The organism is Dyella sp. (assembly GCF_035508675.1).
Taxonomy (GTDB): Bacteria; Pseudomonadota; Gammaproteobacteria; order Xanthomonadales; family Rhodanobacteraceae; genus Dyella_B.
On the sequence record NZ_DATJMN010000060.1, the window covers coordinates 1 to 11,654 of the forward strand.

General features: G+C 63.4%; 10 protein-coding genes. 9 read left to right on the forward strand and 1 reads right to left on the reverse strand.

Going from position 1 to position 11,654, the window contains the following annotated elements:
• The first annotated feature begins 46 nt into the window (after nt 1–46).
• From VMA74_RS03670 to VMA74_RS03680, 3 genes are all read left to right on the forward strand, one after another.
• A complete protein-coding gene (locus VMA74_RS03670) occupies nt 47–1,417 on the forward strand; it encodes a pyridoxal-phosphate dependent enzyme (protein ID WP_325364912.1) in 1,371 nt (456 codons plus the stop codon).
• Nucleotides 1,418–1,605: 188 nt separating this feature from the next.
• Nucleotides 1,606–3,435 (forward strand): glutamine--fructose-6-phosphate transaminase (isomerizing), encoded by a 1,830-nt coding sequence (glmS, locus tag VMA74_RS03675; protein ID WP_325364914.1) that lies wholly within the window; start codon nt 1,606–1,608, stop codon nt 3,433–3,435.
• 255 nt (nt 3,436–3,690) lie between these two features.
• A complete protein-coding gene (locus VMA74_RS03680) occupies nt 3,691–4,497 on the forward strand; it encodes a methyltransferase (protein ID WP_325364916.1) in 807 nt (268 codons plus the stop codon).
• Between the two features lie 231 nt (nt 4,498–4,728).
• Here VMA74_RS03680 and VMA74_RS03685 read toward each other — a convergent pair whose 3' ends face one another.
• Complete coding sequence (locus tag VMA74_RS03685; protein ID WP_325364919.1) at nt 4,729–5,406, reverse strand: TetR/AcrR family transcriptional regulator; 678 nt, start codon at nt 5,404–5,406, stop codon at nt 4,729–4,731.
• 104 nt (nt 5,407–5,510) lie between these two features.
• Between VMA74_RS03685 and VMA74_RS03690 the strand changes: the two genes are divergently transcribed.
• The 6 genes from VMA74_RS03690 to VMA74_RS03715 form a co-directional block, all read left to right on the forward strand.
• Nucleotides 5,511–7,115 (forward strand): FGGY-family carbohydrate kinase, encoded by a 1,605-nt coding sequence (locus VMA74_RS03690; RefSeq protein ID WP_325364921.1) that lies wholly within the window; start codon nt 5,511–5,513, stop codon nt 7,113–7,115.
• A complete protein-coding gene (locus tag VMA74_RS03695) occupies nt 7,112–7,777 on the forward strand; it encodes a class II aldolase/adducin family protein (protein WP_325364923.1) in 666 nt (221 codons plus the stop codon). The genes VMA74_RS03690 and VMA74_RS03695 overlap by 4 nt, the downstream gene beginning before the upstream one ends.
• A 20-nt stretch (nt 7,778–7,797) precedes the next feature.
• Entirely contained in the window at nt 7,798–9,246 is a 1,449-nt protein-coding gene (locus tag VMA74_RS03700) for an aspartate aminotransferase family protein (RefSeq protein WP_325364930.1), read from the forward strand.
• The gene (locus VMA74_RS03705; protein WP_325364925.1) at nt 9,246–9,845 is read left to right on the forward strand and encodes a class II aldolase/adducin family protein; all 600 of its coding nucleotides are present in this window, start codon (nt 9,246–9,248) and stop codon (nt 9,843–9,845) included. Before VMA74_RS03700 ends, VMA74_RS03705 begins: the two co-directional genes overlap by 1 nt.
• A gap of 46 nt (nt 9,846–9,891) precedes the next feature.
• Nucleotides 9,892–11,079: an MFS transporter gene (locus tag VMA74_RS03710; RefSeq protein ID WP_325364927.1), complete on the forward strand. Its 1,188-nt coding sequence runs from the start codon at nt 9,892–9,894 to the stop codon at nt 11,077–11,079.
• A 50-nt stretch (nt 11,080–11,129) separates the two neighbouring features.
• A partial coding sequence (locus VMA74_RS03715; protein WP_325364929.1) for a Plug domain-containing protein occupies nt 11,130–11,654 on the forward strand: 525 nt, incomplete at its 3' end.

The following is an 11,654-nucleotide window of genomic DNA, read 5'->3' on the forward strand; positions in this document are numbered from 1 at the left end:
CCATTATGATTGCCGCTCATATCCCAGCGCCGCCTACGGAGCCTTCATGACGGTCAACGCCAGCGTCCTCGAACTGATCGGAAACACCCCCATGGTGCGCGCGCAGCGCCTGGACACCGGGCGTTGCGAGCTGTTCCTGAAACTGGAAAGCGCCAACCCGGGCGGCTCGATCAAGGACCGCATCGGCCTTTCCATGATCGAAGGCGCAGAAAAGGCCGGCAAAATCAGGCCCGGCGCCACCCTGGTGGAGGGCACCGCCGGCAACACCGGCCTGGGGTTGGCGCTGGTCGCCCAGGCCAAAGGCTATCGCCTCGTGCTGGTCGTGCCCGACAAGATGAGCCGCGAGAAAATCTTCAACCTCAAGGCGATGGGCGCCGAAGTGGTGCTCACCCGCTCCGACGTGGCCAAGGGGCACCCGGAGTACTACCAGGATATGGCCGAGCGCATCGCGCGCGAGACGCCGGGCGCCTACTTCATCAACCAGTTCGGCAATCCCGACAATCCGCGCGCGCACATCGAAACCACCGGTCCGGAAATCCTCCAGCAGATGGATGGCAAGGTGGATGCCATCGTGGTTGGCTGCGGTTCCTCCGGCACCATGACCGGCTTGTCGCAGTACTTCGCCAAGACTTCGCCGAACACCGAGATCGTGCTGGCCGATCCGGTCGGCTCCATCCTCGCGCAATACATCAACGAAGGCGTGCTCTCCACCAAATCCGGCAGCTGGATGGTGGAAGGCATCGGCGAAGATTTCCTGCCCACCATCAGCGATTTCTCGCGCGTCAAAAAAGCCTATGCCATTTCCGACAAGGAAAGCTTCCTCGCCGCGCGCGAATTGCTGGCCAAAGAAGGCGTGCTGGGCGGCTCCTCCACCGGCACGCTGCTGGCCGCTGCACTCAAATACTGCCGCGAACAGACCGAGCCCAAGCGCGTGGTGACGCTGGTGTGCGACACCGGCAACAAGTACCTCTCCAAGATGTACAACGATTATTGGATGCTCGACAACGGCTTCATCGCACGCGACCAACACGGCGACCTGCGCGATCTGCTGCTGCGCCCGTTCTCCCGCCGCGACACCGTCGTGATCGGCCCCAACGAGCTGTTGATGACCGCCTACACCCGCATGAAGCTGTACGACATCTCGCAACTGCCGGTGATGGACGGCCACCGCCTGGTCGGCATCCTCGACGAATCCGATGTGCTGATGCACGTGCATACCGACGAAGCGCGTTTCCGCGACAACGTCGCCACCGCCATGATCACCGACCTGCAAATGCTCGACGTGCGCTCGCCCATCACCGCGCTGCTGCCCGTCTTCGAGCGCGGCCACGTCGCCATCGTGATGGACGAAGGGCAGTTCCTGGGCCTGATCACGCGCATCGACCTGCTCAACTACCTGCGCCGCAAGGTGCACTAAACCTGCCTCGATACAAATGCTGCATCGAACACGTATTCGTAACCGTGGGGCGCGGAAAACAAACTGAGCCAACGTTGTTTTCACCACCGTTTTGCAAAGAATGAACCTGGCGCACGAAAGCCTGTCGAAACGCCGGCTGGTCAAAGTCGCCGCCTTCACATTTCCTTGCCAAGGGAACATCGCCGTCTATGTGTGGAATCGTTGCCGCCACCGCTCAGCGCGACGTCGCGCCCCTGTTGATCGCCGGCCTCAAGGCGCTCGAATACCGTGGTTATGATTCGGCCGGCCTTGCCGTGCTGGAAGGGGGCGAAGTGCGCCGCGTTCGCGCCAAAGGCAAGGTGCGCGAGATGGAAGCGCTGTACCTTGCCCATCCCTTTCCCGGCGGCACTGGCATTGCGCACACCCGCTGGGCCACGCATGGCGTCCCCAACGAGGCCAATGCGCATCCCCACACCATTGGCCGCATCACCCTGGTGCATAACGGCATCATCGAGAACTACGCGCCGCTGCGCACCGAGCTGCAGGCCAAGGGTTATACCTTCACTTCCGAAACCGATACGGAAGTCATGGCTGCACTCATCGACCAGAATCTGTCCAAAAGCACTTCGCTGCGCGAAGCCGTGCTCGCCACCGTACGCGAACTCGAAGGCGCCTACGCCATCGCCGTGATCAGCCGCGATGAACCGGGCCGCATCGTCGGTGCGCGCCGCGGTGCGCCGTTGCTGGTGGGTGTCGGCATCGGCGAGAACTTCCTCGGCTCCGATGCACAAGCGCTGGTGCAGGTGACGAACCGCATCATCTATCTCGAAGAAGACGACGTGGTCGAAATCAGCCGCGACGGCGTGCAGGTCTATACGCTGGATGGCAAGCCGGTCGAGCGAGGCATCCACGAGAGCGAACTCTCCGCCGACGCGGTGGAACGCGGCGAATACCGGCACTACATGCAAAAGGAAATCTTCGAGCAACCGCGCGCCGTCGCCGATACGCTCGAAGCGCGCATTGGCGCGCACGGTGTGTTGCCCAACATCTTCGGCGTCGGCGGCGACGAGCTGCTGGCCCAGGTAAAGGGCGTGCACATCGTTGCCTGCGGCACCAGCTACCACGCCGGCCTGGTCGCCAAATACTGGCTGGAAGATTACGCGCGCCTCCCGGTCAGCGTGGAAGTCGCCAGCGAATACCGCTATCGCGAAACGGTCGTGCCGCCGGGCACCTTGTTCGTCGCCATCTCCCAATCCGGCGAAACCGCCGACACGCTTGCCGCCATGCGCGAATCGCGCCGCCGCGGCTACCTCGGCACACTCGCCATCTGCAACGTGCCCGAATCCTCCGTCACCCGCGAAGCGGATCTAAAGCTGATGACCCGCGCCGGCCCCGAAATCGGCGTTGCCTCCACCAAGGCCTTCACCACCCAGCTCGCCGCACTCGCGTTGCTTACTCTGCACCTCGCCAAACAGCAGGGCCTGGATGAAACGCACTACCGCGATCTCACCGAGCAACTGCTGCGCCTGCCGCGTGCCCTCGACGAAGCGCTGAAGCTGGAACCCCAGGTCATCGAACTGGCCGAACGCTTCGTGCATCGGCACCACGCACTTTTCCTCGGCCGCGGCGCGCACTATCCGGTAGCCCTGGAAGGCTCGCTCAAGCTCAAGGAAATCTCCTATATCCACGCCGAAGCCTATCCCGCCGGCGAACTGAAACACGGCCCGCTCGCCCTGGTCGACGAAGACATGCCGGTCGTCGCCGTCGCGCCCAACGGCCCGCTCCTCGACAAACTCAAATCCAACCTGCAGGAAGTACGCGCACGCGGTGGCGAGCTGATCGTCTTCGCCGACGCCAAGGCGCACTTCGATAGCCATCCCGCCAGCGGCGCCGTGCTTACCATCGACGGCGGCGGCGACTTCATCGCGCCGGCCGTGTTCACCGTGCCGCTGCAATTGCTGGCTTACCACGTGGCAGTGTTGCGCGGTACCGACGTGGATCAGCCGAGGAATCTGGCGAAATCGGTAACTGTCGAATAAGCAGGCTGGGATGAAATCCCAGCTTTCTTACGGCTCGTCACGCTGGGATTTCATTCTTGGCCTCGGCAACGCCATTTCAAAATGCAATGTCTGAAATAAACGCCAGCTACCTTTACACGCGCAAGGTAGCAGCTAGTCTTTGCGCAGGTTCTGGACAAATGCTGCGTGTGCACCGTCGCTGTCTGTTGGCCGGCGTTAGCTTTGGGTAAAAACACGCGCACTCGTAAATCCACGTCTACGGAGCTATGCCGACGTATGAAGACATGCCCGCTGCTCGCCTTGCTCATGCTCGGTACCGCAAACCTGCACGCACAGGCATCGTCTGTTCCGGCCTATGTCACCAGCGCGATTTCCGATAGCACCCGCCCGGCAGCCGATCGGCAAATCGATAATGAACGCAAGCCGGCAGCGCTGGTCGACTTTGCCGGGATCAAGCCAGGCGACAGGGTTGCCGACGTCATGCCAGGTGGCGGTTATTTCACCCGTATTTTCAGCAAGGTGGTGGGCGCCAAGGGTCATGTGTACGCGATTGTGCCGCAGGCTTACGCGACCAAGGCGCCGCCCGCAAGGCTCGCATCCATCCGGGCGCTGGCTGCCGATCCTCTCTATAGCGGCAACACGAGCCTGATCGTTCGGCCGTATGATCGGCTCGATGTCGGCGCGCCGCTGGATGTCGTGTGGACGTCACAGAACTACCACGACGTCTATGGCGCGGTGAGTGTTTTCAGCGTCAACGGCAGCACTGGACCGGAACAGGCCGCCAAGCTCGATGCTGCGGTGTTCAAGGCGTTGAAGCCCGGTGGCGTTTTCATCGTCGTCGATCACACGGCTGCGCCGGGTTCGGGCGGGCGCGATGCGCATACCCTGCATCGCATCGATCCGGCGATCGTGATTGCTCAAGCAAAGGCGGCGGGTTTCGTGCTGGAAGCGCAGAGCGACGTGCTCGCCAATGCACAGGATGCGCACGACAAGCCGATCTTCGCACCGGAGATCAAAGGGCATACGGACAAGTTCGTGTTGAAGTTCCGCAAGCCGCAGTCTTCACGCAGGGCTGACCCATGATCGAGCCGGAAGGCGTGCCCAATCGGCTGGTGATGAGGCGGCCACATCGTCGGAAAGGTTCGTCATTTATCCGGTCGGTATGGCGCATCTTGGCGAAGGCCGAGTTGATACAGGGATTCATCGCCACGCAGCGTCCTTCGCAATCTGATGGCGGCGGGATACCGGGCGCTGCACGCTAATCACCGCGGCAGTGAGCGCTGTGCTTTCGACGTGAAGCGCCCACGCATTGCATCACCGGCTTTTCTTGCCTTGCAGGCGCGGTACGTGGCTGGCAAGGCTCACCGCAACCAGACGCATGACCGACGCCGCCTCCAGTGACGGATCGTCGAACAGCATTTCCAGCGCGGCGTAGGACATGCTGTCGGCCACGCGGCTGATGAGCTCCAAATCTTCCTTCGGGGCTTTCGGAAATGCCTGGCGCAGTTGTGTAGTGACTTGCGCGGCGACTTCACTGGCCGATTCGAGCCGAACATCCTGCAGCATGGGTATCGCGCGCAGTGCGCGCATGATCCATATGCCGCCAACGGTTTCGCGTGTGACGTCGTAGGTTTCCAGCAATAGTCCGGTGATCGCATCCTCAAGCTTTTTCGCCGAGCCGAACGCGGCCGGCGTCAGCCACTGCGGAATCAGCGCATTCTGTTTCTGCATCAGGCGCAAGCCCAGTTCGTGCAGCAGCGCGTACTTGTTGGGGAAGTAGCGATACAGCGCAGGCGGCGACAGTTTCGCGCGCTCGCACACCAAGTTGGTGGTGAGCAGTTCGAAGCCGACATCGGCAAGTATCTGCGCCGTGACCGTCAGCAACTGCTCGTAGGTCTCTGCGGCACGCGACTGCGCGGGCTTCACCTTGGGGCTCAGGGCGAGTTTGGGGCGTTTGGCCGCGCGGCGGGGAGGGCGGGTTTGGGCAGGCACTGTGCGGTCCGGCGGGGAGGGCTTGCGTCAATTATAGCTATAACTATATTGTAGCTATAACTAGCTTTGGGGGGTGGGCAGTGTCGAGCGCGCGGCAAACCGGGGTGTCTTCAGCGGACGACCGTCTGGTGCTGGCGGTCGACCTGGGCACGTCGGGTTGCAAATGCGCGCTGGTGGCGCTCGATGGCAGCGTGCGGGCCTGGGCGTTCCGGCCGGTGGCCCTGCACCTGGTTGACGAATACGGTGTGGAGCAGGATGCCGAGGACTGGTGGCGGGCTTTTCTCGGCGCCGCGCAGGAATTGCTGGCGGCCGATGTGCAGCGTCGCAAACAGGTCATCGCTGTTTGCTGCTCCGCGCTGCATGAATGCACCGTACCGGTGGACGAGCACGGGAACGCACTGGCGCGCGCCATGCTTTGGCTGGATATGCGTGGCGCCGATGCGATTCGGCGCCGTGCGCGCCATCCATGGCTGAACATCCAAGGCTATGGGCCACTGAAGCTGGCGCGCTGGCTACGGCTTACCGGCGGTGCGCCCTCCCTGTCTGGCAAGGATCAAGCCGGGCATATCGCATGGCTGCGTGATCACGCCCGGTCGCTGTTCGACCGCACGCACAAGTTTCTGGGTCCGCTCGATTTCATGAACCTGCGGCTGACCGGCCGCTTCTGCGCCACCTACGATTCCGCGCTCACCACCTGGGCCACCGACAATCGCGATCTTGCGCGCGTGCATTACGACCAAGGACTGCTGCGCGTGCTGCAGGTCGACCGCGCGCGCTTGCCGGAGCTGCTGCCTTCCACCGAGGTGATCGGCACCTTGCTGCCGTCTGTGGCCGAAGCGCTTGGCCTTTCGCCCGCCACCCGCGTCGTGGCCGGCGCGGTCGACAATTCCGCCGCGGCGATCGGCGCCGGCACCGTGCGTGATCGCGAGCTGCATTTATATCTCGGCACCTCTTCCTGGATCGGCGCGCACGTCCCGGAAAAGCGTACCAACCTCAGCGCATTCATCGCCTCGGTGCCGTGCGCGAGAAAAGATCGCTACCTCGCCATGGCCGTGCAGTCGGCGGCATGCAGCAACCTCACCATGTTGCGCGATCGCATTCTTTTTCACGCGGATGAACTGACGCCCGACGAATCGCGGCCGGATGTCTACCCATTGCTCGACCACATCGCCGACCGGGTACCGCCCGGTGCGCGCGGGTTGATCTACCTGCCATGGCTGCAGGGCGAGCGCACGCCGGTGGATGATCGCCACCTGCGTGCGGGCCTGTTCAACCTGTCGCTGGAACACACGCGCGAAGACATGATCCGTGCCTTTCTCGAAGGCGTCGCCTTGAACACGCGCTGGATGCTGGAGCCGATGCTGACTTTCGTCGGCTGCGACAAGAGTGCGCCGATGACTGTGGTGGGTGGTGGCGCCCAATCGAACGTGTGGTGCCAGATCATGGCCGACGTCACCGGCATGGTGATCGAACAGCCGATGGCACCGATTCAGGCTAATGCGCTGGGCGCCGCGTTCATCGCCGGCGTCGGCTTGGGCGAGCTGTCATTGGACGATGTGCCGAGCCTGTGCCGGCGTAAATGGCGATTCGAGCCGCGGCCGGCCATGCGCCAGCTGTATGACGAACGTTTCGGCACGTTCAAGGCATTGCATCGGCGCCTCGCCCCGCTGTATCGCGAGATCAACCAACACCGAGAGCGTTCGCGATGAAATTCCAGGGCATGCGCCAGCAGGTGGTCGAGATGAGTGTGATGCTGGCCGATCACGGTTACTTTGCTGCGACCGGCGGCAACCTGGCATTGAAGGCGGACGACGAGCACATCGTAGTCACGCCGTCCGCCACGGACTATTACCAGATGACGGCAGAGGACGTTTGCGTACTGCGCCTGCGCGATCTGGCCAAGGTCGATGGCGCGCGCAAACCGTCGGTGGAAACCGGCATGCACGCCAAGGTATTGCGTATGCGTACCGATTGCCGCGCCAGCATTCACACGCACCAACCGGTCGCCAGCGCGTGCAGCTTGCTGGGACAACCGCTGCCGGTGCCTCGCGCCGAAGATCGCACCCTGCTTGGCAACGAAGTGCGCGCCGTGGGTTACGCGCCATCGGGTACGAGCTGGTTGTCGGGCAAGCTCGCCAAGGCGTTGCGGCCGGACATCAACGCCTATCTATTGCGCACGCACGGCGCCATCTGCTGCGGCAGCAGCGCGGAACGCGCCATGCTTGCGATCTCCGCGCTCGAACGGGTAGCGCTCGACTACCTGCGCACGCGTATCGCCGTGCGCGCAGCGCAGTCCTCGCCACAACAACCTGCCTTGCGGCATCTGCTGGCAACGCTAGATGCCCAACCGATCCGGGACATGGCCGTATGAACCTCCACGATGCATCCACCGTGATCGCCGGTAGCGCGATTTCCCAATGGCCGGATACCGATGCGCTATATCGGCGTTTCGATGCACTGGTGAAGCAGCCGATGCGCCCGATCCGCCGCGAGGCGATGGGCAAGGTGCTGGAGTACTTCGAAACCCGCTGCCAGGGCTCCAAGCACCTGTCCGAGCGGGCGAAAGCGGTGATTCCGGGCGGCGTGCAGCACAACCTCGCGTTCAACTATCCGTTTCCGCTGGCGATCCGCGAGGCGCGCGACGCACACATGACGGACGTGGACGGCAACCGCTATATCGACTTTCTGCAGGCGGGCGGCCCGACCTTGCTCGGTTCCAATCACCCGGCCGTACTCACGCAGGTGCAGCAGCTGTTGAACGAATGCGGCCCGATCACTGGCCTGCTGCACGAGTACGAAGTGAAACTGGCGGAGCTGGTCTGCCAGTGCATGCCAGGCGTCGAGATGCTGCGCATGATGGGCTCCGGTACCGAAGCGGTGATGGGCGCGATCCGCCTGGCGCGCGCGTATACCGGCAAGAAGCGCGTGATCAAGATCGGCGGCGGCTATCACGGCTGGAGCGATCAGATGGTGTACGGCATGCGCTTGCCGAACACTGGCCGTATGGAAGCGATCGGCATTCCGCGCGGCGCGACCGCCACCACGCAGGAAAGCTTGCCGAACGACCTGGCCGCCATTCGCCGCAAGCTGATGTGGAACCGCCTGCGTGGCGGCACCGCGGCGGTGATCGTGGAACCGTTCGGCCCGGAGAGCGGCACCCGGCCGGTCACGCGCGACTTCAACGCGCAGTTGCGCAGGTTGTGCGATGAATTCCATGCGCTGCTGATCTTCGATGAAGTGGTCACCGGCTTTCGCGCCGGCCTGGGGGGTGCGCAAGGCCACTTCGGCGTCAAGCCGGACCTCACCATCCTCGGCAAATGTCTTACCGGCGGCTATCCGATGGCTGGCGGCATCGGCGGCCGGCGCGACATCATGATGATGCTGGTCGGCGGCATTGGCACCACCAGCAAGCGCGCGTTCGTCGGCGGCACGCTCACCGCCAATCCACTGTCTTGCGCAGCGGGCTACTACGCCCTGCTCGAAATGCAGCGCACGCATGCCGCGGAAAAGGCCGGGCGTGCCGGCGACCGTTTGCGCCAGGGCCTGGAGCAGATCATCGAACGCCTCGGCCTGCCGTACGTGGCTTACAACATGGGCTCGATCGTGCACCTGCAGACTTCCGGCGTGATGCTGCTCGATACCAGCAACCTGCTCAAGCTCGCACGCCTGAAGAACGAAGCCAAGGCGCGCAAGCACATGATGGAGGAAATGGGCGCCGCCTATACCGCGCACGGGGTGATCACCCTGGCAGGCAGCCGCATCTACACCAGCCTCGCCGACACCGATGCGGTGATCGACGATGCGCTCAATCGTTTTGAAGACGTGCTGAAGCTGGTGTGATGCCCATGTCGCCGGAGAATCTTCTCATCGATGCCACGCGCCGCCTGCACGAGAAGCAACTGCTCGGCGCGGACGGCCATGTTTCCATGCTCCTGCCCGGTACCGGCGACATGCTGATCGCCAGGCCCGGTGCAGAGCTGGCGCGTGTGCCGTTATCCAGACCGTCGAGTGACGGATACGCGGAGCACGTCGCCGTCTACGCCGCGCGTGCCGACGTGGGCGCCATCGCACAGGGCGGTGGCGTTTTCGGGCGCATGCTCGGCAGCTTCGGTGGTGATCTGCCGCAACTGTTCGACGAGCAGGCGCGGCATCTGGGTGCCACGCTGGCGTCCATGCGGCTCGCGAGCGGCGGCAACGTTCGGGTGGGCGAGCATGACGTCTGCGTATTCGGCACCACCGTGCATCGCCTCGTGCTCAACGCGGAGCTACTGGAGAAATGCGCCAAGGCATACGTGCTTGCCGCGGCGACCGGCATGCGGCTGCATACGCTGCCGTGGTGGGTGTGCCGCATTGCCAACGGCCGCTTGAAGAGGGACCAACAGCGCGCCGCGCAACGTTTTGCACAAGGATTGTTGCCGCAAGAAGTGACGGGTTACTGAGGGAAGCCATGTCGCGATACCAGCCACGCCAGTGCGGAAGACAACCATGAGCACATCCGTGTCGGTGCACTTCAAGGCGTCCGAAACCATTGCCGCATTGGCCGTGGGTTGCGTGGCGCTGTTGGTGCTCGGCTTGCAGCCGGCATTGCTGGGAGCGTTGATCGACCAGCGGCGTATTTCACTGCAAGGCGTCGGCTTGGTCGCCATGGGCGAAATCTTTGCGCTCGGCATCGGCACCATCCTGGCCGAGAAGTGGCTGCCGCTGCATCGCCTCCGCACGGTGGCCGTGGTGGCGAGTGTGCTGTTGATCGCCATCGACCTGCTGACACTGACTGCACATGGCGATGCGATGTGTTTGGCATGGCGCGTGGTGGCAGGTCTGGCCGAAGCCTGCCTGTTCTGGATCGCGACGATGATCATCGTGCGCGCGCCGCAACCGGATCGGCTGGCCGGCGTTTTCCTTACTGCGCAGACCTGCGTGCAAGCGGCGGCTGCGTTGTTGCTGGCCAAAGTATCCATCGCCTGGTTGGGTTGGGGCGAACCGTTCGTGCTGCTGGCGGTACTGTGTCTGCTGCCGCTGCTGATCGCTGCGCGCCTTCCGGCACGGCTGGGCGAGCATACGGAAGCGATTCACCCCTCGGTGGTGTCGTGGACCGGATTCTTCTCGCTGCTGGTGCCGTTTCTGCACATGAGTGCCGTCGGCGCGCTATGGGCTTATCTGGAGCCGGTGGTGAACGCCGCCGGTGTGGGCCTATCGATCGACGTGCTCGCTTCGCTCGTGCTGCTCATGCAGATCGTGGGTGGCAGCGTGGCGTCCATAAGCGTGCGCAGCGGAAAAACATCGCGGGCGTTGATCGTCAGCGCAGTGGCGTTCGTCGTCGTCGGCATCGCGATGTACCGGCAGCCAGGACACGGCGCCTGGGTGTTTGCCGTGTTGTGCGCGGTATTCGGCTTTCTGTGGCTGTTCCAGATGCCGTTCCATATCCGGCTGGCGTTCGATATCGATCCGCGCGGGCGCATTGCCATGCTGGTGCCGCCGGCGCAGCTGGTCGGTAGCGGCTTTGGGCCCTTGGTGACGTCGCTGACGGTGCACGGCAACGACGTGCGGCATGTGCCGCTGTTGGCGGCGGTTTTTTCGTTGTGTGTAGTGATGGCAGTGGGAGGGGTGAAGCTCGGTGTGCTTTCCAGACAGAGGGCAGGCAGGGCTTTGTCGAATGAGGGGAACGTCAAATAGACAAGAAGCATCGCGCGGTGCCGGCGATGCCACGATGCGAGGGGAAAGACATGAAGATGCGTCCATCCGTGTTGTCCGTCTGTCTGCGCCATGTGCTTTACGGCAGTGCGGCGCTCTGGTTGTTTGCAGCAGCGCCCGCCATGGCCGATGAGGCCGGGCAAACGACCGGCAGCGCTGCGCCGGCAAAAAAAGCCGCCACCGGCCGGCCGGCAGCGGACACCGGCAAAGCCCAGCAGCTGGGTAATATCACCGTGACGGCGCAAAGCCGTACGCAGCAGATGGAGCAGGTGCCGATCGCCCTGCAGATCCTCACCGCCAAGCAGATCGATACTCAAGCTGCTACGGATCTCAGCAAGATCTCGCTGTTCGTGCCCGGACTGGTGGTGGACGGCAGCCAGCCGACGCAGCCCAACTATTCGCTGCGCGGCATCAGCACCAGCGACTTCGGCATCGGCACCGAATCGGCGGTGGGCGTGTATATCGATGGCGTCTACGCCGCACGTTCCGGCGGCGCCTTGCTGGCCTTCAACGACATCGACCGCATCGAAGTGCTGAAGGGCCCGCAAGGCACACTG

Excerpts from the sequence above, each read along its gene's own strand:
- VMA74_RS03670 (WP_325364912.1), top strand. The coding sequence starts at position 47 with ATGACGGTCAACGCCAGCGTCCTCGAACTGATCGGAAACACCCCCATG.
- glmS (WP_325364914.1), top strand. The coding sequence starts at position 1,606 with ATGTGTGGAATCGTTGCCGCCACCGCTCAGCGCGACGTCGCGCCCCTG.
- VMA74_RS03680 (WP_325364916.1), top strand. The coding sequence starts at position 3,691 with ATGAAGACATGCCCGCTGCTCGCCTTGCTCATGCTCGGTACCGCAAAC.
- VMA74_RS03695 (WP_325364923.1), top strand. The coding sequence starts at position 7,112 with ATGAAATTCCAGGGCATGCGCCAGCAGGTGGTCGAGATGAGTGTGATG.
- VMA74_RS03705 (WP_325364925.1), top strand. The coding sequence starts at position 9,246 with ATGCCCATGTCGCCGGAGAATCTTCTCATCGATGCCACGCGCCGCCTG.
- VMA74_RS03710 (WP_325364927.1), top strand. The coding sequence starts at position 9,892 with ATGAGCACATCCGTGTCGGTGCACTTCAAGGCGTCCGAAACCATTGCC.